The 23813-nt window shown below is 59.3% G+C and carries 24 protein-coding genes; 8 read left to right on the plus strand and 16 right to left on the minus strand.

Annotated elements, in window-relative coordinates:
* Nucleotides 1-19: 19 nt before the first annotated feature.
* Complete coding sequence (locus ABXH05_RS00955; RefSeq protein WP_353559376.1) at nucleotides 20-736, minus strand: TetR/AcrR family transcriptional regulator; 717 nt, start codon at nucleotides 734-736, stop codon at nucleotides 20-22.
* A 119-nt stretch (nucleotides 737-855) separates the two neighbouring features.
* Here ABXH05_RS00955 and ABXH05_RS00960 point away from each other — a divergent pair, with 119 nt between their 5' ends.
* From ABXH05_RS00960 to ABXH05_RS00970, 3 genes are read left to right on the plus strand one after another with little or no spacing between them, the layout of a single operon-like run.
* Nucleotides 856-1716, plus strand: a complete 861-nt coding sequence (locus ABXH05_RS00960) for an SDR family oxidoreductase (protein WP_353559377.1) — start codon at nucleotides 856-858, stop codon at nucleotides 1714-1716.
* A 32-nt stretch (nucleotides 1717-1748) separates the two neighbouring features.
* Nucleotides 1749-2939, plus strand: coding sequence for an aromatic ring-hydroxylating oxygenase subunit alpha (locus ABXH05_RS00965; RefSeq protein WP_353559378.1), 1191 nt, complete (start codon nucleotides 1749-1751; stop codon nucleotides 2937-2939).
* Between the two features lie 6 nt (nucleotides 2940-2945).
* Entirely contained in the window at nucleotides 2946-3206 is a 261-nt protein-coding gene (locus tag ABXH05_RS00970) for a CBU_0592 family membrane protein (RefSeq protein WP_353559379.1), read from the plus strand.
* A 538-nt stretch (nucleotides 3207-3744) separates the two neighbouring features.
* On the opposite strand, the gene ABXH05_RS00975 is transcribed toward ABXH05_RS00970, so the two are convergent.
* The 7 genes from ABXH05_RS00975 to flgB form a co-directional block, all read right to left on the minus strand.
* Nucleotides 3745-6510, minus strand: coding sequence for a response regulator (locus ABXH05_RS00975; RefSeq protein WP_353559380.1), 2766 nt, complete (start codon nucleotides 6508-6510; stop codon nucleotides 3745-3747).
* 96 nt (nucleotides 6511-6606) lie between these two features.
* Nucleotides 6607-7692: a flagellar biosynthesis protein FlhB gene (flhB, locus tag ABXH05_RS00980; protein WP_353559381.1), complete on the minus strand. Its 1086-nt coding sequence runs from the start codon at nucleotides 7690-7692 to the stop codon at nucleotides 6607-6609.
* A gap of 21 nt (nucleotides 7693-7713) precedes the next feature.
* Nucleotides 7714-8484 (minus strand): flagellar biosynthetic protein FliR, encoded by a 771-nt coding sequence (gene fliR, locus ABXH05_RS00985; RefSeq protein WP_353559382.1) that lies wholly within the window; start codon nucleotides 8482-8484, stop codon nucleotides 7714-7716.
* Between the two features lie 15 nt (nucleotides 8485-8499).
* A complete protein-coding gene (fliQ, locus tag ABXH05_RS00990; RefSeq protein ID WP_353560962.1) occupies nucleotides 8500-8763 on the minus strand; it encodes a flagellar biosynthesis protein FliQ in 264 nt (87 codons plus the stop codon).
* A gap of 77 nt (nucleotides 8764-8840) precedes the next feature.
* A complete protein-coding gene (gene fliE / locus ABXH05_RS00995; protein WP_052535011.1) occupies nucleotides 8841-9170 on the minus strand; it encodes a flagellar hook-basal body complex protein FliE in 330 nt (109 codons plus the stop codon).
* Between the two features lie 27 nt (nucleotides 9171-9197).
* Nucleotides 9198-9608, minus strand: a complete 411-nt coding sequence (flgC, locus tag ABXH05_RS01000) for a flagellar basal body rod protein FlgC (protein ID WP_348141197.1) — start codon at nucleotides 9606-9608, stop codon at nucleotides 9198-9200.
* 30 nt (nucleotides 9609-9638) lie between these two features.
* On the minus strand, nucleotides 9639-10058 hold the full coding sequence (gene flgB, locus ABXH05_RS01005) for a flagellar basal body rod protein FlgB (protein WP_353559383.1): 420 nt from the start codon (nucleotides 10056-10058) through the stop codon (nucleotides 9639-9641).
* 353 nt (nucleotides 10059-10411) lie between these two features.
* Between flgB and ABXH05_RS01010 the strand changes: the two genes are divergently transcribed.
* Both ABXH05_RS01010 and fliP read left to right on the plus strand, forming a co-directional pair.
* Entirely contained in the window at nucleotides 10412-10918 is a 507-nt protein-coding gene (locus tag ABXH05_RS01010; protein ID WP_353559384.1) for a FliO/MopB family protein, read from the plus strand.
* Between the two features lie 17 nt (nucleotides 10919-10935).
* A complete protein-coding gene (gene fliP / locus ABXH05_RS01015) occupies nucleotides 10936-11670 on the plus strand; it encodes a flagellar type III secretion system pore protein FliP (RefSeq protein WP_353560963.1) in 735 nt (244 codons plus the stop codon).
* A gap of 42 nt (nucleotides 11671-11712) precedes the next feature.
* Here fliP and ABXH05_RS01020 read toward each other — a convergent pair whose 3' ends face one another.
* Entirely contained in the window at nucleotides 11713-12597 is an 885-nt protein-coding gene (locus ABXH05_RS01020) for a LysR substrate-binding domain-containing protein (RefSeq protein WP_353559385.1), read from the minus strand.
* A 150-nt stretch (nucleotides 12598-12747) separates the two neighbouring features.
* On the opposite strand from ABXH05_RS01020, the gene ABXH05_RS01025 reads away from it, so the two are divergent.
* Nucleotides 12748-13413, plus strand: coding sequence for an FMN-dependent NADH-azoreductase (locus tag ABXH05_RS01025; RefSeq protein WP_353559386.1), 666 nt, complete (start codon nucleotides 12748-12750; stop codon nucleotides 13411-13413).
* Here the strand turns inward: ABXH05_RS01025 and ABXH05_RS01030 are convergent.
* From ABXH05_RS01030 to ABXH05_RS01060, 7 genes are all read right to left on the minus strand, one after another.
* On the minus strand, nucleotides 13410-17201 hold the full coding sequence (locus tag ABXH05_RS01030; protein ID WP_353559387.1) for a tetratricopeptide repeat protein: 3792 nt from the start codon (nucleotides 17199-17201) through the stop codon (nucleotides 13410-13412). The two genes, ABXH05_RS01025 and ABXH05_RS01030, sit on opposite strands and share 4 nt — an antisense overlap.
* Nucleotides 17198-17911 carry a flagellar motor protein MotB gene (locus ABXH05_RS01035; RefSeq protein WP_353559388.1) on the minus strand — a complete coding sequence of 238 codons (714 nt, stop codon included), beginning with the start codon at nucleotides 17909-17911 and terminating at the stop codon, nucleotides 17198-17200. The genes ABXH05_RS01030 and ABXH05_RS01035 overlap by 4 nt, the downstream gene beginning before the upstream one ends.
* Nucleotides 17908-18585, minus strand: coding sequence for a hypothetical protein (locus tag ABXH05_RS01040; RefSeq protein ID WP_353559389.1), 678 nt, complete (start codon nucleotides 18583-18585; stop codon nucleotides 17908-17910). Before ABXH05_RS01040 ends, ABXH05_RS01035 begins: the two co-directional genes overlap by 4 nt.
* Nucleotides 18586-18761: 176 nt before the next feature.
* Nucleotides 18762-19484, minus strand: coding sequence for a MotE family protein (locus tag ABXH05_RS01045; RefSeq protein WP_348141183.1), 723 nt, complete (start codon nucleotides 19482-19484; stop codon nucleotides 18762-18764).
* A gap of 32 nt (nucleotides 19485-19516) precedes the next feature.
* Complete coding sequence (locus ABXH05_RS01050) at nucleotides 19517-19984, minus strand: DUF6468 domain-containing protein (RefSeq protein WP_353559390.1); 468 nt, start codon at nucleotides 19982-19984, stop codon at nucleotides 19517-19519.
* On the minus strand, nucleotides 19981-21159 hold the full coding sequence (gene fliM, locus ABXH05_RS01055; protein ID WP_353559391.1) for a flagellar motor switch protein FliM: 1179 nt from the start codon (nucleotides 21157-21159) through the stop codon (nucleotides 19981-19983). Before fliM ends, ABXH05_RS01050 begins: the two co-directional genes overlap by 4 nt.
* A 37-nt stretch (nucleotides 21160-21196) precedes the next feature.
* Nucleotides 21197-21730, minus strand: a complete 534-nt coding sequence (locus ABXH05_RS01060) for a flagellar basal body-associated FliL family protein (protein WP_348141177.1) — start codon at nucleotides 21728-21730, stop codon at nucleotides 21197-21199.
* A gap of 461 nt (nucleotides 21731-22191) precedes the next feature.
* Here ABXH05_RS01060 and flgF point away from each other — a divergent pair, with 461 nt between their 5' ends.
* Both flgF and flgG read left to right on the plus strand, forming a co-directional pair.
* Nucleotides 22192-22941, plus strand: a complete 750-nt coding sequence (gene flgF, locus ABXH05_RS01065; RefSeq protein WP_353559392.1) for a flagellar basal-body rod protein FlgF — start codon at nucleotides 22192-22194, stop codon at nucleotides 22939-22941.
* An 81-nt stretch (nucleotides 22942-23022) separates the two neighbouring features.
* Complete coding sequence (flgG, locus tag ABXH05_RS01070; protein ID WP_353559393.1) at nucleotides 23023-23808, plus strand: flagellar basal-body rod protein FlgG; 786 nt, start codon at nucleotides 23023-23025, stop codon at nucleotides 23806-23808.
* Nucleotides 23809-23813: the final 5 nt, after the last annotated feature.

Consider the following 23813-nt stretch of genomic DNA (forward strand, 5'->3'; position numbering starts at 1 on the left):
CATCCGGCGTGCCGGTGAATCACTCCACCGCGATACGGTCGATAGTAAGCACAATTTGCGCAGCCTGCTGGCGGATATTCTCCAGCCGAGCCGGATCCACCAAAAGCCCGTGCAGGGCCAGGTCGGCAGCAGCCAATGCCTGCTCATCGGGCGTCAGGTCCGCCACATTTTCACCGGCCATGATGCTGGTTTCCGTGAGCTGAAATACCTGTTCCGCTGCCAGAGCGGGATGCGCCGTGGCCATCAGACCCAACGTGCAGCCTTCGATAATCAGCCAATGAAAATGCGTCACCATGTCGGCGCGCACCTGCTGGGCGGTGGCAAACTCCGGCTGGCGCAGCTCCGGCAGATAGAACAGCCCTGCCTGCTCGCGATCAAACGACGCCACCATCCGGGTTTCCTCAAACACACTCTTGTAGAGCGTCACATCCGGCGGCAGGTCGAGCTCGTTGACCTGGGCATAAAAGGCCAGCGAGGGGGCAGCTGCAAAAGCAATCAGCTCGTTCAGCAATTCCGCCTTCGACTCGAACAGATGGAACAGCGATGCCGGAGACGCTTTGAGGTCCTTGGCAATCATCCGGATGCTGGTGCCGCCATATCCGTGAATCGCCATCAACCGGGCAGCCGCCGACAGCACCATATCGCGGGTGAGATGCGGCTTCCCGTCGCCGCGAGGACGTCCGACAGGGCGGCGCTTGGGCGCCGACGTTGCCGCTGAAGTGGCTGTATCGCTCATGGACCCTGTTTAGGACTGTTCGCTGCCTTTGTCTATTTTATATCAACCGTTCAATATTAATTGACTCTAGCTAATCTCCAGTGCTACTCACAGCGAAACACAGGCTGGGGAGACACATCATGCCAACCGCACTCATCACCGGATGCTCTCGCGAAACGGGCTTCGGCCAGATCACCGCCAAAACACTCGCCAAGGCTGGTTTTGACGTGGTCGCCACCATGCGCAACGCGGAACGCGGCGCCCCGCTGACCCAGTGGGCCCGCGATCACAATGTCCGTCTCGACGTGATGGAGCATGACGTTCTGGACCCGGCTCAAAATCGCCGCGTCGTCGAGCAGACACTCACAAACACCGGGTCCCTCGATGTGCTGGTCAACAATGTGGGCATGAGCAGCTTCGGGGCGCTGGAAACGCTCCACGACGACCACATTCGCCAGACCATGGAGACCAACTTCTTCTCAGCCGTGGACATGACCCGCGCCGCCCTGCCCGCCATGCGCAAGCAGGGTGCAGGTCGCGTTTTCTTCGTCACCTCCATGGCAGGCGTCACCGGCATACCGGGCGAGAGCATCTACTGCGCCAGCAAGTTCGCATTGGAAGGCATGGCAGAGTCACTCGCCATGGAAGTGGCCCGCTTCGGCATTCACGTCAGCACCATCCGCCCAGCTTTCTTCAACACCGGCATGAGCATGCACAACACGGACGCTTCCAGCTTCTTCGAGCGCGGCAACGCATACGACGGCTTCAATGATGCTGTGGTTGCCTCAACGGCGGAAGGGGAAGTCGCTGGTGAAGATCCGCAACTGGTGGCCGACATGGTCCTGGAGGCTGCCACAACAACGGAACCAAAACTGCGCTGGAACCCCGGCCAGTCTGCGCCGGAAGTCGCGGCCGCCCGCGCATCCATGTCCGATGAAGACTGGCGCACTTACGTCATGGCCGAGCTGGGCATGACCGACTGGCTCACACCAGCCGCTTAGACAAACACAGCTTACGAAAAAGGGAGACCGTCATGACCATTCAGCAAACCAGAATGCCCGCACTCTCCGCCGAGGAAATCGCCCGCGTGCGGCAACCACTGGCGCAGGCCTATACCCTGCCCCCCGCTGCCTATACGGACCCGGAGATCTATGAGCGCGAAGTCTCACTCATCATGCGCAAAAGCTGGCTGCCACTGGCACGTGTGGATCAGGTGGCCAAGCCCGGCGACTACATCTCGATTGATCTGTTTGGTCAGCCGGTCATGGTCGTCCACGGCAAGGACGGCACCATCCGCACCATGTCCCGCGTGTGTCTCCACCGCGCTGCACCGCTAACCGAGGACGGTGCCGGACACCGCAATCTCTTCACCTGCCCCTATCATGCCTGGAGCTATGACACGGCGGGTGAACTCGTCCGGACCCCGTTGATGAACGGTGCCGACGGGTTTGACGAGATGAGCGCCACCGAAAAAGGCTGTCGCCTGCCGCAGATCCGCACGGAAATCTGGAACGGTTTCATCATGGCCAATCTGGATGAGGACGCAGAGCATTTCGCGCCGCAGGTTGCAGGCTTCACGAAGTACTTCGAAAAATTCAACCTCGACGACCTGGTGGTGGTGAAGACCCTCGATTTCCCCAGCAACTGGAACTGGAAGGTGCTGGTCGAAAACTTCATGGAGGCCTACCACCACATCGCCACCCACGCGACGACCTTCGGCCCTGTCTTCCCGGCGGCTGAAAGCAACGTGCCTGACAATAACGGCGCCGCAGCGTCAGACCTTGAAGGCGGCCCATGGTCGATCCTCCACATGCCGACCAGTGCCGAACATGACCCGGCCGCAGACAATCCTGAGGACGCGTCCGACAGCTCGCTCGGTGGTGATCTCTATGCGAGCGTTATCTTCCCGCATTTCCTGCTGGGCATTCAGGGCACCGGCACCGCGTGGTACCAGGTCCTGCCGGACTCCCATGACCAGCTGATGCTGAAGATTCACTTCTGCCTGCCCCGCCACCTTGCCGAACAGGACAAGGACGGATCAGGCGCCGACGCCACAGCCGAAATGCTCATGCTCATCCACAACGAAGACATTGAGGCCAACGATCTGGTCTGGCGCGGCCTCAACGCCCCCCTGACCAAACAGGGCCGCCTATCGCCGCTGGAAAAAAGCATCTGGCAGATGAACCAGTGGTGGCTCGACAAGATGACAGACGCAGAGGCTTAGAGGGCCATGCCGGACCTCGCGCCCGCCGACTGGATCGGTTCCACCGGCGTCGCCCTCTTGCTGCTGGCCTTCGCCCTCAACCTGACGGGTCATCTGCGACACGAGAGCCTGACCTACCCGGCCATGAACTCCGTCGGCGCCGGGCTCGCGGCCTATGCGTCCTGGCTCATCGACTACATGCCGTTCGTGGTGCTGGAGGGAACGTGGATGGTGGTGTCGGTACTGACAATAGTGACACGCATGACCCAGCGATACGCAAATGCTTGAAGCCGGAACGGGTCAACCTGAAACGGTCTTTGGCAGCTTCCACGAAATGCGGCTTCTGATGAAACTTGATGTCTAAAAGAGGTATTACTCTCTTCAGCAAGCTCCTAGCGATATTTGTTACACGACCGCCAGTTCAGTCCGTGCTCAAAATTGAGCGCAGGAAACAGCTTCATCCACACACATAGGCAGAAATCTGACTTGCGTAGAAAATGCTGACGCCGGACATGACATGCAGGATCATGAACGCTCTAAAGCATGTTCCACGATTCTCGCGAAACAAATGCTGGTAGAGTTTCCCATAGCCGGCCACGTCTGCACGGCTATCTAAGGAGTCGAGCCCAAGCTCAGCGATTTCTCTTTCGAGTTGTCTTCTTGCCAAGCTGTGAAATAACGCCATCGAAATGAGCGAAATCCACACAAATATGACCGGGTCACAGTTCACAGAATAACATCCGCTTGTTGCTCAACGGCACAACACTCAACAATCGATGGGCGAGGCGAGGCTGCCGGTTCTAGCCGATCCAGACTGACCATCATACTACTCCCCCTCAATCACCTCTTTCACCTTCGCGGCCAGCTGCTTGAGCGAGAACGGTTTGGGCAGGAACTGGAATTCCACGTCCTTGTCGAGGTTCTTCTTGAAGGCTTCTTCGGCGTAGCCGGAGATGAAGATGATCTTGAGGCCCGGCTTCACCTTGGCCAGGTGGCTGACCATGGTCGGCCCGTCCATGTTGGGCATCACCACGTCTGACACCACCACGTCCAGCTCGCCGTCAAAGTCTTCCATCACTTCAAGGGCGTGTTCGCCCGACGCCGCTTCCAGAACCGTGTAGCCACGGGTCTCCAGCGCACGGACGGCGAAGCTGCGCACGGCGTCTTCGTCTTCCACCAGCAGCACCGTCCCCTTGCCCGACAGATCAGCCGGCTTCTTCGCTGTTTCAGCAACAGCTTCCTTCGGCTTCTCGGTTTCAATGTGGCGCGGGATGTAGATGCGGAAGCTCGTGCCCGTGCCCACCGTCGAGAACGGGAAGATATAGCCGCCGGTCTGCTTGACGATGCCGTAGACCGTCGAGAGACCCAGCCCAGTGCCCTTGCCCACTTCCTTGGTGGAGAAGAACGGCTCAAAAATCTTGCCGAGGTTTTCCTTGGCGATGCCGCAGCCCGTGTCGCTCACTTCAATCAACACATACTCCGCTGCCGGCATGATGGCATGGTCCAGCGCGGCTGCATCGTCCTTGGTGACGTTGGCCGTGCGGATGGTCAGCGAGCCGCCGATATTGCCTTCCGCGTCCGGTTCCAGCATCGCGTCGCGTGCATTGACTGCAAGGTTGATGATCACCTGCTCGAACTGGTTCTGGTCCGCCTTGACGGTCCACAGATCGCGCCCATGCACCATCTTGAGATCCACCGTTTCGCCCAGCAGCCGCCGTAACAGATTGGACAGATCGGCCAGCGCGTCCGTCGGCATCAGCACCGTCGGGCGAAGGGTCTGCTGCCGTGAGAACGCCAGCAACTGCCGCACAAGGTTTGCTGCCCGGTTGGCGTTCTGCTTGATCTGCATGACATCCGCAAAGGAAGGGTCGCCCGGCTGGTGGCGGACCAGCAGAAGGTCGCAGAAGCCGATGATCGCGGTCAGCAGATTGTTGAAGTCATGCGCGACGCCGCCTGCCAGCTGCCCCACCGCCTGCATCTTCTGGCTCTGGGCGAACTGCACTTCCAGGGTCTTCTGCTCGGTCAGGTCCACGAAATAGATCATGACGCGCGCATCGCTGTCCTTACCGTCATCGTCAGCGGCAGACCCGGCGCGGCTGATATAGGCCTGCAGCACCTTATCGTTTTCACCGCTGTCGTTCTCAGGTGTCTCGACGCCCGTTGGCGGCAGCAGCCGCACATCCACAGGCCCCTTGTCCGGTTCGCCCTTGGCGGCATCCAGAATGGCCGTGTCAAACGCGGCCCGGTCCTCATGCGCCACAAGGTCAGACAGCAAAACCGTCTTCTTCTTGTCGCCGGTCAGCGACCCTTCCGGCAAGGCCTCACCCACAATGTCCCGGAACGTGCGGTTGACGGAGACCACCTGCCCTTCGCCATTCACCGTCGCCATGCCAATGGGCGCATTGTTGAAGAAATGCGCAAACCGCACTTCGGCTGCATCCAGTAAGTCACCGCCTGCATCCGTGCGGCGGTCATGCAGCACCAGGAACGTAACTTTACGTCCGTCGGGCATGTTGCCATCACGCTGAACAATGCGCACCGGCACGACGCCCGCGCCCGAGGCATCGCCACCACGTGGCTTGAGATCAGCGTCGGACACTTTGATGCCGTTCTCACCGGCGTTTTTGCCCAGCGGCACGCGGGTGCCTGCCAACAGGCTGTCAAATTCAAGCGCACCTGCCGTAAACGTCGCCGCATCAATGCCGACCCAGCCCGCCAGCGTGCCGTTGAGATAGAGAACACGTCCCTGCTCATCCAGCGCACAGACGCCGGACACAAGCCCGTTGAGATAGGCCCCAAGGCGCAGGGACTCCCGCTCGCTGGCCTCAAGCCGCTCCTGAGACGCGGTCTGGTCCGCCACCCGCCATAGCGCATAGGTCTGACCGACACTGCCCGGCGCCAGTTCGGCAGGCAGCGGCGACACGCTGGCAACCACTGCCCGTGTATCCCCTTCAGCAGTCTTGAGAGAAATTTCTTCGCTGGCATCGCTGCCCGAGCGCGCCGCCCGCGCAAGCCGGAAGGCCCGCGCACCAGCAGTCTCGCCCTCGTCGCTTGCGTCATCATGGTCACCCGCCCCGGCAAGCACGGTTTCCGCACTGCGCAGCTTGCGGCCACCCGCCAGCGCCATGAAGGCCTTGTTGGCGTAAACCATGCGACCGCGATCATTGGTGACCGCCTGCGCCAGGTCAGACGTTTCAGCCAGGCCCGCTGCCAGCCGCTCGCCCAGCATCCGGCCGCGCAGATCAAGCCGGACAAGGCCCGCAAAAATGCCGGCAACCACGAGCAGCCCAAGCGCACCAAAGCCGCCGAGAATGTAAAACGCGATCTGCCCCATGGAGCCGGGGTCGAGCAGCGCAAAGCCGACTGCCACCAGACCAACAAAACTCAGCAACAGGCCCAGCCAGCGGCCTGCCGGTTTGGGTGCCTGATCAAGGTCTTCAGGTGCCGGCTCAAACACAGCCGCCCCGCCTGTCTCTTCTACAAGAGAAAGTGGCGGCGAGGACGCAGCGACAGTTTCAGCCTGCGCGGGAGCCGGTGCTGGCGTGTCTGCGTCGTCAGAAGGTGAAACGGCGGGGTCTGCCGGGCTTGCCATTTGAGGCCTCCATCAAATGCGCTTTGTCCGGGGTTACCCCGGGGGCAGAGTATCTACCCGACGCATGAGGCCATTTGGCGGCGCATCAGAAAGGAATCAGGTGCGCGCTGAGCCTCGGCGCATTTTACCCTTGAGGCGCATCACATAGCCAATGACTTGCGCCACGGCCTTGTAGTGCTCTGGCGGCACCTCATCATCCACCTCAACGGTGGCGTGAAGCGCACGGGCCAGCGGCACATTTTCCACCAGCGGAATGTCGTGTTCTTTGGCGATTTCCCGGATCTTGAAGGCCATCCGGTCCACGCCCTTGGCCACGCAGATAGGCGCCGCCATGCCCTCTTCATATTTGAGCGCAACGGAATAGTGGGTCGGGTTGGTGACAATCACAGATGCTTCAGGCACCTGCGCCATCATCCGCTTGCGGCCACGCTCATGACGAATCTGCCGCAGCTTGGCCTTGACCGCAGGGTCACCTTCCATCTGCTTGTATTCGTCCTTGACCTCTTTTTGGGTCATCTTCTGCTTCTTGGCCCATTGCGCTTTTTGAAACGCAAAGTCGATGCCGGCAATCACCGTCATGATGGCGATGACACCACCGATCAGCTTGAGCACTTTTTCCTGAAGAACCCCCGGCACCACGGCCAGATCCACGCGCATCAACATCCCAAGCATGTCACGCTCGGGCCACACGACCCAGAACGCGATCAGCGAGACGATCACCAGCTTCGCCAGACCCTTGAAGAAGTTCATCATGCCTTGCGGCCCGAAAATGCGCTTCAGGCCCGCCAAAGGAGAAATCTTGGAGAATTTCGGCTTCATGTTCTCTGCAGAGAACACCGGTTTGTGCTGAACCAGATTGCCCGCAATGGCCATCACCACAAGCACCAGCATCGGCAGACCAAGGGCAGCGACCACCGCAATGCCCAGCTGCTGGATGATGCGCAGAATATTGCCGCCATCCATGTCATAGGCGTGCGGCTCAATAATAAATGTCGAAAGAGGTGCGGCAAGCTGCGCCGCCATGGGCCCCGCAAACAAAGCCACAATGATGCCGATGCCGATCATGCCGAACCAGGCACTGACCTCCTGGCTTTTGGCAACGTCACCCTTCTTGTGCGCCTCCTCGAGCTTTTTCGACGAGGCGTCTTCGGTTTTTTCACTTTGGTCGGGTTGGTCCGACATCGCGTGCGCGGCCTCCCGATCCTAGATGATGAAACGCAGCAGCACGGCTTCAAAATGCTCCAGGAAGTAGAGCATGATGGAACTGAGCATCATGAACATGATGATGAAGCCAACCAGAATGTTGGCAGGCATTGCCACGAAGAAGATCTGCACCTGCGGGATCAGCTTCGACAGGATGCCGATGCCCGAATAGAAAACCAGCGAGAACACAATGAACGGCGCCGCAAGCTTGACCCCAAGTGTGAAGGCGCTGGCCATGGTATCTACCGCCACCGCCAGAAAATCAGCCGTCGGAAACGCACCCAGCGGCGGAAACAGCGTGTAGCTGTCACGCAGGCCGATGAGCATGAGATGATGCAGGTCAGTCACAAAAATCATCGCCGTGCCAAGGACGGCCAGATAAGTACCGACAATGGCACCCTGAATACCCTGGGTCGGGTCCATGTTCATGGCAAAGGCAAGACCCGTCTGAAACGCAATAATGGTACCGGCAACCTGCAGCGCACTCATGAACATGCGCGCGGTCAAACCGATGAAAAGACCAATGCCGATTTCACCAATCATGCTGGCGGCCATCGACCCAACGCCCAGCGGCATCGCCGGATAGGTTTCTGCAATGACCGGCGCCAGAACCGCTGTGACCGCGATCGCCATCACCAGTCGGATACGCGCACTGACGCTCATTTCGCCAAGCCCCGGCAGAACCATCATGGCCGTGCCGATGCGCGCGAAAGCCAGCACATAGACCAGTGCTGTTTCAGGCAGAATGTCAGTGGGCAGAGAAAAAATCATCAGCGCTGTTGAGCCCTAAGCGCCGATGATCAGGCCGCTGATGCGGCTCATATAGGCCGCAAGCACCGACGCCATGAATGGCAGAGCAACAATGAGCCCCAGAAAAATGGAGATGATCTTGGGCACAAACACCAGGGTCATTTCCTGCACCTGCGTCAGTGCCTGAACCAGCGCAATCGCCAGACCGACAACAAGACCTACAAGCATCAGCGGACCCGCCAGCTGCAACAGCAGCCAGATGCCTTCGCGTCCGATATCCAGAACCTCAGGCCCTGTCAGCATTGTCTTCTACTCCCCCAAACGCCCCTATTTTGGTCCCGAGCGTTTGCCTTTTGGATTGCCCCATCAAATGCCGGTTAGATCGGCATCCGCATGATTTCCTGATACGCCGAGATCACGCGGTCACGCACGGTGACGGCTGTCTGCAGCATGACTTCGGCTTCCGCGACCTGCGTCACGAGGTCAACAAGGTTGCCCTGACCGGCAGCGGCCTGTGTGGCAGCGGCTTCGCTGGCCCGAGACGTGGACTCGATGCCCTTCATCTGCTGCGACAGCACGTCACCAAAAGAGGCAACCGGGTTCTTGCCGCCGTCAGCAAGGCCGCCGGCCTCACCGGTGGATGACTGGGCCATGCGTTTGATGGCGTCGGTATAGGCGCCCGCGGCGTTGGCTACATTAATGCTCATGAGCTTTGCTCCTGTTCAGGCAGCGCGTTAGCGGCGCAGCAGTTCAATCGTCGCATTCAGCATGCGGCGCGATGTGTTGATGACATTGAGGTTGGCTTCATAACCGCGCTGGGCCTGACCCATATCAATGCTCTCGATCATGCTGTTGACGTTGGACGTCTTCACATAACCCTTGTCATTGGCCGCCGGATGCCCTGGCTCGTAGCGCTCACCAAACGCGCTGGTGCTGCGCTCGATCTTGCCCATCTTCACCCGCTCAACGCCATTGGCGCGGTCAAGCTCGGTGGTGAAGGTAGGGATTTTCCGGCGATACGGGTCACCGTCCGGCGTCTTCGCCGTGGACCCTGCATTGGCCATGTTTTCTGCGATCACCCGCATACGTCCGCCCTGCGTCTTCAGGCCGGATGCGGCAATCAGCATTGATTTCATGAGATCCATAATCGTGTCTCCTCTATTAAGCGTCAGCGCCTAGGACTGGCGGCCGGTTACGGCCATACGCAACATGCCAAGACCCTTGCTGTAGAGCGTGGTGGCGGTCTGATAGTCCATCTGGTTTTCAGCGACTTTCATCATCTGCTCTTCAAGCACCACGGAATTGCCGTTGGATGATGTTTCGCTGTCGGGTGCATTGCGGGTCGAAAAATCTCCCCGCGCGCTGGTAGATGTCGTGGAGCCGGATAGATGCCCTGCTCGCGTCGATGCCATGTGAAGCGTGCCTGACGTCGTGCTCCTGAGCACGTTTTTAAAGTCAGGTTCCTTGACGTCCTGCGCTGTAAAGCCAGGCGTGTGAGCATTGGCAACGTTCTGCGACAGCACACTCTGGCGCGCCTGCACCCAGTGCATCCGCTCGCGCAGCATGCCGAAAAGAGGAATATCTGAGAAAGCCATACGCAACGAACCCCAGGTATTTGGCCGAGCAACTGCTCAGCAGACGGACGGAAATTCCACGGCATAAATTTCTGATGTGGAAGGCGCGCTGGTCTGCGCTGCTAAACCCGTCCTGGGTTCGTCTTGAGTAGGCAGTATCTGCCGGGCGAATTAAGAAGGCCTTAAACGAACCATCCACAGGCATTTTTCTCGCAAGACACTGCAGCCACATAGAAAAGTGGAAAGGTCTCGTTAGCCTTAATCGGTTGTTAAGCGCGTAGGCGGAAAATCCTGCCTAGTTGATCACCCGTCTGCGAGAGCCGCGCCTTGATGCGCCCGCCCGCAGGCCAGAGATAAAAGCTGCGAGAGCCGACATGGAATATGCCGATTACATGCGCTTCTTCTTCGCCCTCATGTTTGTGGTGGGTTTGATTGGCGGTGTTGCCCTGCTCGCCAAACGCTTTGGCCTGGCGCCGGGAACGGCCACAGGTGGCCGCGCCAGCAAGAAGCGTCTTGAAATTGTTGAAAGCCTCAACCTCGACACCAAACGCCGCATGGTCATCATCCGCCGGGACGACCGCGAACATCTGGTTCTGCTCGGCGTCGATGGTGAAACGATTGTCGAAACATCATTTGACCGCCCTGCGCAGCTTCCAGTCGAAGTATCGCAGACGGAAACGCTGCCGACAGAAACAACGCCCGCGACATCGAGCAAGCCGAGTGAAGATGACGATATCTTCGCCCGTCTGCGCAAAGTCGCCGAATTGATGAATGAGAAGCGCGCTCTTGCGCTGCGCACCGGACGCGCCACCTCAACCGCTAAACCAACAAGTGCAGCCCGTCACGAGGCCCTTCGCAAAGTTGCAGGAGACCTCGGGTGACCCTGACGTCTCCTTTCATGAAAGTCGCACCAGCCCTTGTTGCAGGCCTTGCCGCAGCAGCAATCCTGATGGCGCCCGCCCACGCGCAGGAAATCAGCCTCGCACTGCCTGAAGAAGGCGCGCTGACGTCACGCATCGTGCAACTGGTGCTGCTCGTTGCAGTCCTGAGCCTTGCGCCGTCCATTCTCATCATGGTGACGAGCTTCGTGCGCATTGCCGTTGTGCTTTCCTTGCTGCGTACAGCGATGGGCGTTCAACAGGCGCCGCCGAACTCGGTTCTCATCAGCCTTGCCCTTTTCCTGACGGCATTCGTCATGGCGCCGGTGCTGCAGGACAGCTACCGCGACGGCGTTGCGCCCTACCTTGCGGATGAAATCAGCACCGAAGAGGCCTGGGACCTGTCTTCGGGACCTTTCCGCGATTTCATGCTGAGCCAGGTGCGCGAAGAAGACCTCCAACTCTTTATCGATCTGTCCGATACAGCCGTACCTGAAACCCCTCAGGCGACGCCCATTCATGTGCTGATCCCGGCCTTCATGATCTCAGAGCTGCGGCGCGCCTTTGAAATCGGCTTCCTGCTCTTCATCCCGTTTATCGTGATTGACCTTGTGGTCGCCTCAGTCCTCATGTCCATGGGCATGATGATGCTGCCACCCATCATGATCTCCCTGCCCTTCAAGCTCATCTTCTTCGTATTGGTAGATGGCTGGCGGCTGGTTGCAGGCTCGCTGGTGCAGAGTTTCGGCACCTGACCCAATCTCCGCGACGCCCAAACGCTTGTCCGGTGTTCCCGGTCAGCCCTGTGCGCCGGTCGATGCCTCTTCCTGTAACCAGGACATAAACCGTCGCACTTTCCCGACGCCCGCATGGGCCTCGGTCGCAACAGCTGAATAAGTGAGCCCCGGGAGCACGATGTCAGGCCTGTAGGCCATCAGCCAGCCGCGGCGCACCATGTCCCCGACCAGTAGCGAGCTCATCAGGATCAGCCCCTGCCCCGCCAGCCCCGCCTGCATGACCTCTTGCTCTTGATCGAAATGGCGCGGACCGGTTTCAGGCCCCGTCTCGGACGCAGCCTCTGCCCAGTCATCCCAGGTAATGGCGGGCAATGTCGGTGACACCCAGCGGGTGTTGATCAGCGCCGCATCTGACAACCGCGTCAGGCCGCGGACATATTCCGGCGCCCCGAACGCCCCCAGCGTCTCTGTTGCGAGCGGTATCGTCTCAACGCCAGTGTAGTCGCCGTCGCCATAGCGAATGGCCAGATCGATACGACGATCGCGGTTGAGATCGACGATGTCCGTCGACGTTTCCACGCGCACGCTGATGTCCGGATGCCGCGCCTCGAATGCACTCAGTCTTGGGGCGAGCCACAGCGCCGCGAATGCCGGCACCGTCGAAATCGTCAGCATACGCTCTGACTGCGTCAGATCCTCAAGCGCATCCGTGATCTGCTGGAAGGCCACCGACGTGGCTGCCGCCAGCCTTGTGCCCGCCTCCGTCAACTCCACCCTGCGCGTCCTGCGGACGAACAGCGCGACCGATAACTGCTCTTCAAGCGACCGTATCTGATGGGACACCGCTGTCGGCGAGACGCCCAGTTCCCCAGCCGCGGCCTTGAAGCTGCCCAGCCGGGCGGCGGCATCGAAAACCCGGAGAGCTAAGGCAGAAGGAAAACGCATCAGTCAATCTCATGGATGAGCCATTTAGTTTTATAGATGAGGCCCTTTCTGTTGTCATGCCCACAATTATTCCCAATCTTTCACTCAGCGAGGCCATTACCACCAAAATCCCTCATCTTAAGATGCGCATCTAGCACCGAGGCGAACCCCATGACCACAATCCTCCGACTGGACGCCAGCGCCCGAAAGGCCCGCTCCCTCACACGCTCCCTGAGCACATCCTTCATCAACCATTGGCTGGAGGCTGACCCCACCGTCCGCATCATTGAGCGCGATGTCGGGACCAACCCGCCATCATTCATCACAGAAGACTGGATCGCAGCGGTCTTCGCTGACCCGGCGGATCTGACCCCGGACCAACAGGCGCTGGTCGCAGAGTCCGACGAGTTGATCGAGGAGGTCGAGAGGGCTGACATCATCGTCATCGCCTCGCCGATGTACAATTACGGCATGCCTGCACACCTCAAGGCGTGGGTCGATCAGGTTGTCCGGATCAACAGGACGTTCACGTTCGACCTTGCGCGCGGCGATCAACCGCTGCGGCCGATCCTGAGCGGCAAGACGCTCGTCTCACTCACGTCCTGGGGTGAGTTCGGCTTCGGTCGCGGCGAAGCCAATGAACACGCCAACCACCTGACAACACATCTGCAAACAGTGTCGAAATATCTGGGTGTCGACGACATCCATCACATCGGAATCGAGTACCAGGAATTCGGCGACGAGCGCTTCGCGGCCTCGAAGGCGAAGGCAAGCGCAGATCTTCAGATGATTGTATCGAGGCTGGCCTCGCGAGCAGCGGACCAGAGTGCCGCCTAGTTGATCACGCCTTCACCGGCCTGTCCGGCTTCATAGCGACCGCGATAGCCGTTCATGAAGCGGTCCAGCGTATCGACCTGGGCAATCTCACGGGCCAGGTCGCGGAAGGCAATGCCGCGTCCATCTGATGAACTGGCGACAATGGAGAAGGCCGCCGCCTGCGGGCCTTGCGCCATCTTCTCAGAATACTTCTGACGAATGCGCTCCACGCCGTCGCTTTCACGCGCCAGCACATAGGAGATGGCAGACCGCAGAACATCGAACTGTTCGTCACTTGTCAGCGGCACATCTCGCGTCCAGGCAAGACCCAGAAGGTCCTCAAGGGCACGGCCGGACTCAGCATACATGCCCGCTTCCCAGTAAACGTCAGCCGTAAGCGCCCGAGCAGGGTCCGAGCGATTGTCTGCAAGCAGCTCAAGCGCATGATCGTGACGTCCCAGCGCACTGAGCGCCTTGGCTTCAAACAACAACCGTTCGTCCGCAACCTGCTGCGGCAACTGGGCCTGACGCGTCTTGCGCAGAGCTGACAGCGCTTCACCGGGTTCACTGTTCAACAGATGCACCGCAGCCAACCGGCCTGCCACCTGAGCGCGTGCCACACCACGAAGGCGGTGCGTAACCTGATGCTCAAGCATTTCAGCGGCCTGATCGAGCAGATCAACAGCAACCAGTCGGTCAGCAAGTTCACGGATCATCCGGTCACCGTCGCGGCCAACCGGCGTCAGTTCACGGAAGTCATAGAACAGGCTCAGCGCTTCAAGCGGCTTGAGGCTGTCCACTTCTCCATCAAGGAACAAGCGGCGGAACATCGCGACCATCTGGTCGGCAATCTCGCGGCCCTTTTCAGCACTGGGGAACTGCGTCGCAACAGTACGCATCACACTCAGTGCGCTGCGATAGTCACCTTGCTGCTCATAAATCTTGGCAAGTTCTGCAACCGCATCCAGCTCAACGTCACCACCACGCCATGTGAAGCGCAGACGGTCCAGTGTGTTGATTGCTTCATCCAGACTTGCAACCACGGCGGCGGCTTCCGCTTCACCTTCCGCAGCTTCTTGATCTTCAGATCCTTCAGCAGGCTCCACAGCAGCAACCGTGACAACCTCACCATTTGCATCAAGCGCGCGCAACAAACCTGCTTGCAGCAGCGTGGCGCGTGCTGCGATTGGCCGATAGTCCAATGCCACAGCCTGCGCGAAGCGGGACAACGCCTCTTCCGGATTGCCATTGGCCTGCGCCAACTGGCCCGCCAGAAGGGTCCGTTCTGCAAACAGGGCATGATCCAGACCATCATCCGGCACCTTGCGCAGATCACTTTCCACATTGGCAATGTCATTTACCCCAAGCGAAACACTCGCCGCCGCCAGATGGAAGCGCGCCTGAACACTGGGCGCATAGTCTGAAATGACTGTCCGGGCCCGTGTTACGTCAGACCGTGCATCCGCAAACTGACCAAGGCGAACATTGGCGAGGGTGCGCCAGACGGCAGCATTGGGATCATATTTGAGTGCGGCTGAAGACAGGTCCGCCATCGCATCGTCATACCGGCCGATCATATAGCTAGCGATACCGCGCAGCATGATGAACTCAGGGTCAGACGTCTGATCTTTGCGGGCTTCCGCCATCAGACGCATCAAGCCGAGCGCTTCAGTGCCGTATTCATATCCAAGATAGAACCGCACCAAGGCCAGTCGCGCATCCTTGCGCTCATCCGGCGTCGTTGCATTGGCAACAGCCGAGTTAAGGGCGGCAAGGCCGGGGAGATAATCATCGGGGTCACCGCTGGCGAGCCTGAAGCCAACCACGCCCGGCGCAAAGATATTGTTCTGCCTGCTCAGTTCAGCAGCAGCCGGGCGGCGCGGATTGGCTGTCAGTACAAGGCCAGCACGGCGAGACGCAGCCACCTGCCCCTGATTGTTGAGTGAAATCACAACATCATCTGCAATCGGGCGGAAGATCAGACCATGTGCAGACGCTAGAACCTCAAGATCAACCGTTTCGCGTGGGGATACCACGCCGCGAACCGGACCAGGCAAGGGAACAATCGCCAGGGTATCGCCTACCTGCGGATCGGTAATGCGTCGCGTCGCAGCCGCATCCGGAGCAATGGCGAACAGCTTGCCGCCGCCGTCAGCTTGCACGCCACGACGAATGGCCAGAGGTCCAGGCGGGCGCAGCACGGTCTCGCCGATGGCGACCGACCACGTCTCACCTTCAAGCTGCGCCGTCACCAGCGCATCGCTTGCAAGCCGCAGGCGCACGCCATGCAGGCCATCAGCTTCAACAATTTCGGCAGCATCGACAAACCGCACATGCTCTTCGGTCAGAACCGGCTTATCGATGGCAACATCGGTTTCAAACAGCGCCCACACATGGCCAGCACGCTCGAAAATAGCCGCAGGCGCATCAACAAGACCTGCGAATGAAAATGTCACCGTGTCACCGCGGCGACGGACCTTCACGCTCCCGGCCGGCTCACTTGGCACAGTGGAAACAGCCTCTTCCGCCACCGCAACGTCTGTAGACGCCACGTCGGTTGGCTCGGCAGCAGGGTTTGATGAGTCAGCAATGTTCTCGCCGTTTGGCTTCACGATACGCGGAGTTTCAACGGAAAGAGTGTCACCGCCTGTATCAGGCGTCGCAACATTGACCTTGTCTGTCGTGCCATTTAGCGCCACGTCTTCGGCAGCACCCTGCGCGGCATCAGCCGTTGCGGCGGAGCTGGATGGATTGCTCGCATCACTCGCCTGCCCTTCCGCATACCCACTGTCTTTGACAATGCGCGCCGTATCAGGCCGCCCGATACGACGCGGGTCAATCATCGTCACAGCCTCTTTGGAGGCTTCTTCATTTGCAGGCGTATTGGCAGATGGTGCGGGCTCGACAGGAACCGGTGTTGCAGCATTGCGGCTGCCGGCATCTGCGGCGTCGCTTGGCAGCACGCCTGCAAACTGGTCCTGATTGAGCTCAAGCGCAGCGAGGGCGCCCGCGTCTTCTGAGGCTGCCGTAAGATCAAGCACAATGCCGGTCGGCTCGCGGAACATGCGGAATTCGGCTTCCGGCGAAATCGTCAGGCGCAGCTTCGCGTTGGTGGAATCTGTATCCGTTTCCGCATCCGTCACGAAGGGCGGCGGGTCTACACGCAGACGTCCGATTTTCAAATGACCCGGCGCGCTGAACTCAAGATCCAGCCGCGAACCATCGCGCGAGACCTTGTAGTCAATATCATCGGGCCAATCGAAGACGATCCGGCTGTAAGAGTTATGCACCCCGACGCGCACCGGCACATCCGGCAGCTCGACAAGGGCAAGTGCCTTTTTGGCGGCAGCAGCTTTTTCAGCAGCAGCCCGAGCCGCCTGTTCACGCTGCAGCACTTCAGGCGGAAGCCCGGGAAATGCGCGTTGCGAGTTTTCCGGAATGAGATTGACGTAAACCTCATTGGCCGCTGTCAGCGCTTCAACCCTGAACGGGAACTTGAGCGCCAGACGCAGCGTTGATCCATCCGCATCCTGTCGGGCAAGCGCAACATAATTTGGAAGCTGGATCGGCAGATCGTTCAGGGCCGCATCAAAGGCACGCCCGAACTTCAGAACAACAACACCGTTAGATTCCTGTGCGTCCACCGTGACCGCATCCGGCCACTGGAACCGCAACCGCGCAAAGCCCTGAAGCTCTTCCGCCTTCACCGACACAGCGTCCGCTGCATGGGCGGGCAATGCCGCCAGAATGGACATCACGGAAAGAGCCGCTGCAAGAAGTCCGGCCATCACAATGCGTGTAACGGTCATGATGCGCCTCCAACTTGCGAGGACGTGCGCGGATCACGAATGGAAATGGCGACTTCGCCTGGCGCAAGCCAACCTGCAAACCCTGTCTCAACACCCGTTGGCGCAAGGCGCAGGGCAGACACAGATTCCATAAGACTGCGGCTGTCACCAAGCGCCGACGCAGCAAAGACAGTCACGCGCCCGGGGGCGGCTGCGGAGATACGTTGCAACGTCGTGTAAATATCTGAGCCCTCGCGAGCCCCTGCAATCAACGCAGCGGGCACAACCAGCACCACGCCACCAGCGCGCGCATCCATGCGCCCCTGTTGTGACCCGGCAACCGCGCTTACCTGCTGCATCAGCACACTGCCCAGATACCGGGCTCCTGCGCCCGCTTCAGCTGACACAGTCGTCGCGAGCGCAACACCTGTGCCGCGTTCTGCAGCCGGGTCTGACATGGCACCAGCAGCACCGGCCGGCTCGCCATTCAGCCGCGCAATGGCATCTGGCTCAAACGCTGACATGGACAGGATCAAAACAAAGAACGCAATCAACAGCGCCACGAGATCTGCAAAGATCACCAGCCACCGCGGCGCGCCATCAAACCGCACCGCTGCAAATGGCAGTACTGTCCGCCGCCGCGGCAGGGATGTGACAGGAGCAGGCGCGTCCGTAACGGGCGCACCGTCCATTTCAATTGGGGCATCGGCAGCAAGAGCCAGATCACTCATGACCGCCCTCCCCGCACTGTGTCGCCAGCAACCGCGTAAAAAACCATCTCGGCGGTGTTGGTCGCATCAATTGTTCGCAGGCTGACAGCTTCAGGGCCATTGACCCCGGTAAAAATAGACGCCAGCGCCACAGCCCGGCGAAGGGCCACGGCACTCTCACCGCCCACGGCAATGTCCACACGACGATTGGCAGAGCCAGCGCCCGCGTCCTGAACCGCCATGGCCGAGGCCGCAGCTTCAAGCGCCTGACGTCCTGTGGCACTCAGCGCCGCTGTATCGCGAACAAAAAGTGCGGATGCATCAAGACGCACCCCGTGCCAGGCAACGCCATCGGTCACCGCCAAATCTTCGCGGCGGCCTGCAAGGTCCTCAAAGGCTGTGGCAACGCGGCTGGTGAAAGCAGCATCCGCGACAATGTGCTGACCGGCGGGTCCCGCGAAATGGGGTGTTACCCGCTCCGGTCCGGCCTGAGCCTCTACGGCCCTGGCAAACTGCGCTTCGACTGAATCAATAACCGAGACAGCCCGTGCGGGATCAAATGTTGAAATGGAGGTCAGGAACAGGAAAAAGGCCAGAAGCGCCAGAAACAGCGCGAGATACAACGTCGCCGCCTGCGGACGTGCCGCGGCGGAATGCGATGTTCCCTCAATATGTGCCTGCGCACCTGTCGTCACCGGAGAGCCTCCTGCCCACCACATGCCGGAGCAACCCGGCAAAGGACCAACAAATCACCCGCGAATCGCACGCGCGTCTGCTGTCCCTCTCATGAGGACAAAATCTAGCTCTGAAGCAGTTAAACAGCCGTTAAGGATTATCGACCGAGAGGGGTTCTGCGGCCAAAATCAGCCACTTACCCGGCATTTCCTGGGAGGATGGGCTCTAGTTCTTCAAGTCCCAGAGGGGCTGGCGCAGCAGGGATTGGCACGGCAGACAGGCGATCTTCGTTTTCCGTCGCCAGTGCCACAGTCACAGCCTGGGCCCGGGCAGGGTCCATGGCGGCCAGAACAGCTGCCAATTTGCGTTCATTCATGCGGTCCAGAAGCTCCAGCAGAACCGTCATGTCCAGCTGTTCAAACACAGCTGCCGCGTCCTTGGGCTTCATGTTCTCATAGACCTTCACAAGGCTCTTGAACTTGGCATCGCCCTTGGACTCTTCAGTCTTGAAGACTTCATCGATCTTGGCCTTGAGCTCCTTGAGCTCAACAATCTTGTCGTCGATCCGCGCTTCTGCAGCCGCCAGCAGCTTTTCGCGCATAGCAACTTCGTTCTGCCGTGCATCAAGTGCCTTACGGCGCTGAGCCAATGCTTCAAGCACGTCATCGCTCTGGCGGCTCACAGGCCCCGGGCGCGCAGCGAGATTTACCGCCGGACGTGCATTCTCATCTTCTTCCGCCGCTGCTTCCTCAACAGCTTCGGTGGTTTCTTCTTCAGGTTCTGAGGACGCCGCTTCCACGGCAGGCACAAGTGGCGATGATCCTGTCACCAGCGCTGTCACCTTGAGGGTCAACAGCAATGCCGCGCCAATCATGACGGCGGGGAGAAGGCGCATACGGTCAGCAGACTGAGTGCTCATATCCTTGAACTCTTTCTTGATACCAAATGTCTCTAGCGAACCTGACGCAGCGCTGCAGCCAGCCCTGTTTCAGCCAGCGGGTCATCCTGAACCGGCGGTTCTGCGTATGTGTCGTTTGAAACGTTGCGTGATGTGGCCTTGGGCGCATCACCCGCCTCGTCAGCCTTTGGACCGCCGGTGCCTGAGAGCGCCCCAAGACGATCCGCAATGTGGTCACCAGCTTCCACCATCAAGGCCAGTTCGTCGGCCAGGCCACGTGCCTTTTTGAGGTCACGCTGCATATCTCTTGTCAGCCCGTCACAGCTCACGCGCAAATCCGTAATGGCGCTCTGCGCCCGTGTCGTCGCGCGATCAAGCGCAACCACAACCTGCTTGAGGTCGCCTTCCCCGTCGCGCAAGGCGCGCAGGCGGCGGTCCAGCAAGAAGCAATACGCGATCGTCGCAACCAGCAATCCGCCGACAACCAGTTCAATCAACAGTCCAACCAGAAAAGAACTCATTCGCTCGCCTCCCCTCGCAACCCAAGAGCGGCAGCGCGATGTGTCGTGTGTTTCAGAGCCTTGTCCACCAGCACGCCCACATGGTTGCCGACACGGCCCATGCTGCCTGTGGTGATGGGAATACCGCCCGAGCGCAAATGTACCGGGCTTTCGCCTGTGCAATTAAGCATCAGCGTCTGCCCGACTTCGAAATTCATGACGTCGCGAAGCGACATCACCTGTTCGTCCAGCAGGGCATCAAGTTCGACTTCCGTGGACCACAGCTCGGTTGCCAGATGGCTTTCCCAGATTGAGTCACGGCCGAATTTTTCACCCATGAACATCTGCAGAAGCAGCTCACGAATGGGCTCGAGGGTGGCGTAAGGCAGCATCAACTCAATGCGCCCGCCACGGTCTTCCATGTCGATACGCAGCTTCACCAGAATGGCCGCATTGGCCGGACGGGCAATCGCTGCAAAACGGGGATTGGTTTCAAGACGGTCCAGCTCGAATTGAACCGGCGACAGGGGTTCAAAAGCCGCGCACGCATCCTGCAGCACGACTTCAACCATGCGCTGGACGAGATTGAGCTCAATCGTTGTGTAGGGCCGGCCTTCAATGCGCATGGCCGCTGTGCCACGACGTCCACCCAGCAACACATCCACAATTGAGTAGATGAGATTTGAGTCGACCGTAAACAGACCAAAATTGTCCCATTCACGCGCCCGGAACACCGCAAGGATGGCAGGCAGTGGAATGGAGTTGAGATAGTCGCCAAACCGGATCGACGTGATGTTGTCCAGGCTGACTTCCACATTGTCAGACGTAAAGTTACGCAGGCTTGTCGTCATCAACCGAACGAGACGGTCAAAGACGATTTCAAGCATCGGCAGGCGTTCGTAGGACACCAGCGCGGAGTTGATGATCGCGCGGATACCTGTGCGGTCTCCACCACCTTCTTCATCAAGCTCAAAGCCAAGCAGACTATCGATTTCATCCTGATTGAGAACGCGTTCACCAGCACCTGAAACACCAGGCGTGGCTTCTTCTTCCTCATCATCAGAAAGGCTGGCTTCCCACTCGGCTGCCATCGCATCTGCATCACCATCCTCACCGTCGTCGGAAGGGTCAGCTTCTGCTTCAGCGGCCCAGGCGGCTGCCATGTCGTCCTGGTCTGTCTCGTCTTCCATAGCCATTGTGTATGCCTGTCTTGTCCGCGCGATATCGCTGCGGCTACTGGATAATCATTTCGGTGAACAGCACGTCCGCCACTTCATAAGGGCGAACATCCATGTTGATGCGACGGAGGATTTCCTCCTTGAGGCGAAACAGCCCGGCTGACCCTTCAAGGTCGGACGCACGCAGTTCACGCAGATAAATCTGGAAATTGTCGATGATGCGCGGCATCAGCGGTTCAATCTTCGGCAGGGCAGCAGCGTCATGCAGCTCAAGGGTCACCTTGAACTTCACAAAAGACCCGCGCGGATCGTCTGTCTGAAGATTGATGATGAGTTCTGGAAGCTCGTAAAAAACAATCTGGGAAGGGTCGACGACCTTCTTGCCGTCTACGCCGACTTCAACATGCTCTTCTTCGCCACCGCCAAAGACGCCCATCATAAAGGCGCCGCCGAGGCCACCAATAATCAGCAGCAATGGCAAAGCAATAAAGAGGACAAGCTTTTTGCCCGACATCTTGCCGGACGCTGCCTCGCCTTCTTCATCATCAATGTCAGCAATGTCGTCGGCTGATGCCGTGGCGTCACTCATGTTGCAAACCCTGCGCGTGATGGAGCGTCTTTAAGACCAAGCTCCGCGAACTATCCCGGTGCATCCCACCCGTCCTTGGGGGTTTGCGTTTGATATGTCCGCCGCCGCGCGTTCTGCCGGTGGCACCAGTTGGAGTGAGACGCTGAATTTAAGCCCGTCCCCCAACTTCGATGCTCGCAGTGTGAGGGTCGGCGGTTAACGAAGCGTTTTACAAACCGCCCACCGAGGCAAAAAACCGGCAAAAAGTGCCGGGTGCCCGGCAATCGGCAGCCTTTTGCCGCCCCTGCCAACCGGCACTACATCGCTAAACTATTGATTTGATTCATATTTCAGTTTGGCACGGCCAATGCACAGCTAGGTCCGTGGTAGCGACCCGAAGCCGCCACATCGACGACACATAAATCCGTCCACAGAGCTTTTTCCCGAGAGCCGCGTGGACATTGACCAGCCTGAGGTCCGTTATGGAACAAGCAATTTCAATTGCACTGTCGCGTCAGATGACGCTGCGCCGCGCGATGGACATCGTTGCCAACAACGTTGCCAACGCGAACACATCGGCCTTCAAGGCAGAGTCCCCTATCTTTTCTGAGTTCCTGATGCCCGGTGCCAAAGCCGATGATCGCTCAGGCCTCAACAATGCAGGCGCACTCTCCTTCGTCCTCGACAGCGGCACAAAGCGCGATCTGTCCGAAGGCGATATTGAAGTCACCGGCAATACGTTTGACGTTGCCATCAGCGGTGAAGGTTTCTTCGCTGTCCAGACGCCAGATGGCGAGCGCTACACACGCAGCGGCCATTTTGGTGTCGATCAGAACAACCAGCTGGTCACCCAGCAGGGCGACCCGGTGCTGTCTGCAGCAGGTGCACCCATCACAATCAACCCGGATGACGGCGTGATTGAAATCGGCCGCGACGGCACCATCGCTGCGGGCGAAACCACCATTGGCCGCATCGGCGTCGTCAATGTGGACAATCCCGCTGCCATGAAGAAGACCGGCGACAACTACCTGGAAACCGATCAGGCCGCTGTCGCAATCGAGAACCCCACCGTGATGCAGGGCTTCATTGAAAGCTCGAACGTCAAGCCAGTGGTGGAAATGACACGGATGATCGAAGTCATGCGTGCCTACACCTCGACCCAGAAGACCATCAACAAGATGGGCGAACTCCAGCAGTCCGCCATCCGCCAGCTCGGCCGGGAGCCGCGCTAGCACCTGAATTTTGAACAGGGCCAACCTGAGGCCCTTAAGACCTGAACCCGGATACCCGTCCGGCAAGAGGAGACCGAAGAGATGAAGTCACTCAGTATCGCAGCCACCGGCATGCTCGCTCAGCAGCTCAATGTCGAAGTGATCTCGAACAACATCGCGAACATGAACACGACCGGCTACAAGCGCCAGCGTGCGGAGTTCCAGGACTTGATCTATCAGAACCTCCGCCGCGTGGGGTCCACCTCATCAGACGCAGGCACCGTGGTGCCGACAGGCATTCAGCTTGGTGTCGGCGTCAAAGCCGGGTCTGTTTACCGCATCTCGACCCAGGGCAACCTTACGCCGACCGACAACACCTATGATCTTGCCATTCAGGGCGAAGGCTATTTCCGCGTCACCCTGCCCTCAGGCGAAGATGCCTATACCCGCGCCGGTGCCTTCCAGCTCAATGCCTCAGGCCAGATCGTCACAACGGACGGCTATGAACTGTCCCCATCCATCACCGTGCCGCAGGACGTGCGCGACGTCTCAATCAACAGCCAGGGCCAGATTGAAGCCTTCCTCGATGGCCAGACCAACTCGACGGTTCTGGGTCAGCTGGAAGTGGTTCGCTTCTTCAACAAGGCCGGTCTTGAAGCACGCGGTGGCAGCCTGTTCACCGAAACTGCCGCCTCAGGTGCCCCTGCTGCGGCAACGCCGGGCTCTGTTGGCTACGGCACATTGCTGCAGGGATACCTTGAAACATCGAACGTGGACTCGGTGGGTGAAATCACCAACCTCATCAGCGCCCAGCGTGCTTACGAGATGAACGCCAAGGTCATCACCTCCACAGACGAGATGCTCTCCGTCGCATCCAACCTCCGCTAGCCCGG

It is taken from the genome of Pyruvatibacter sp. HU-CL02332, from assembly GCF_040362765.1.
Taxonomy (GTDB): Bacteria; Pseudomonadota; Alphaproteobacteria; order CGMCC-115125; family CGMCC-115125; genus Pyruvatibacter.

Excerpts from the sequence above, each read along its gene's own strand:
- ABXH05_RS01060 (WP_348141177.1), bottom strand. The coding sequence starts at position 21,730 with ATGAGTGACGCCACGGCATCAGCCGACGACATTGCTGACATTGATGAT.
- ABXH05_RS01050 (WP_353559390.1), bottom strand. The coding sequence starts at position 19,984 with ATGAGTTCTTTTCTGGTTGGACTGTTGATTGAACTGGTTGTCGGCGGA.
- fliE (WP_052535011.1), bottom strand. The coding sequence starts at position 9,170 with ATGAGCATTAATGTAGCCAACGCCGCGGGCGCCTATACCGACGCCATC.
- ABXH05_RS00960 (WP_353559377.1), top strand. The coding sequence starts at position 856 with ATGCCAACCGCACTCATCACCGGATGCTCTCGCGAAACGGGCTTCGGC.
- ABXH05_RS01025 (WP_353559386.1), top strand. The coding sequence starts at position 12,748 with ATGACCACAATCCTCCGACTGGACGCCAGCGCCCGAAAGGCCCGCTCC.
- ABXH05_RS00965 (WP_353559378.1), top strand. The coding sequence starts at position 1,749 with ATGACCATTCAGCAAACCAGAATGCCCGCACTCTCCGCCGAGGAAATC.
- fliR (WP_353559382.1), bottom strand. The coding sequence starts at position 8,484 with ATGATTTTTTCTCTGCCCACTGACATTCTGCCTGAAACAGCACTGGTC.
- ABXH05_RS01035 (WP_353559388.1), bottom strand. The coding sequence starts at position 17,911 with ATGAGTGATCTGGCTCTTGCTGCCGATGCCCCAATTGAAATGGACGGT.
- flgC (WP_348141197.1), bottom strand. The coding sequence starts at position 9,608 with ATGGATCTCATGAAATCAATGCTGATTGCCGCATCCGGCCTGAAGACG.
- flgB (WP_353559383.1), bottom strand. The coding sequence starts at position 10,058 with ATGGCTTTCTCAGATATTCCTCTTTTCGGCATGCTGCGCGAGCGGATG.
- ABXH05_RS00955 (WP_353559376.1), bottom strand. The coding sequence starts at position 736 with ATGAGCGATACAGCCACTTCAGCGGCAACGTCGGCGCCCAAGCGCCGC.
- ABXH05_RS01010 (WP_353559384.1), top strand. The coding sequence starts at position 10,412 with ATGGAATATGCCGATTACATGCGCTTCTTCTTCGCCCTCATGTTTGTG.
- ABXH05_RS00970 (WP_353559379.1), top strand. The coding sequence starts at position 2,946 with ATGCCGGACCTCGCGCCCGCCGACTGGATCGGTTCCACCGGCGTCGCC.
- fliM (WP_353559391.1), bottom strand. The coding sequence starts at position 21,159 with ATGGCTATGGAAGACGAGACAGACCAGGACGACATGGCAGCCGCCTGG.
- ABXH05_RS01045 (WP_348141183.1), bottom strand. The coding sequence starts at position 19,484 with ATGAGCACTCAGTCTGCTGACCGTATGCGCCTTCTCCCCGCCGTCATG.
- fliP (WP_353560963.1), top strand. The coding sequence starts at position 10,936 with ATGAAAGTCGCACCAGCCCTTGTTGCAGGCCTTGCCGCAGCAGCAATC.
- ABXH05_RS01020 (WP_353559385.1), bottom strand. The coding sequence starts at position 12,597 with ATGCGTTTTCCTTCTGCCTTAGCTCTCCGGGTTTTCGATGCCGCCGCC.
- flgF (WP_353559392.1), top strand. The coding sequence starts at position 22,192 with ATGGAACAAGCAATTTCAATTGCACTGTCGCGTCAGATGACGCTGCGC.
- ABXH05_RS01030 (WP_353559387.1), bottom strand. The coding sequence starts at position 17,201 with ATGACCGTTACACGCATTGTGATGGCCGGACTTCTTGCAGCGGCTCTT.
- flgG (WP_353559393.1), top strand. The coding sequence starts at position 23,023 with ATGAAGTCACTCAGTATCGCAGCCACCGGCATGCTCGCTCAGCAGCTC.
- flhB (WP_353559381.1), bottom strand. The coding sequence starts at position 7,692 with ATGTCGGACCAACCCGACCAAAGTGAAAAAACCGAAGACGCCTCGTCG.
- ABXH05_RS00975 (WP_353559380.1), bottom strand. The coding sequence starts at position 6,510 with ATGGCAAGCCCGGCAGACCCCGCCGTTTCACCTTCTGACGACGCAGAC.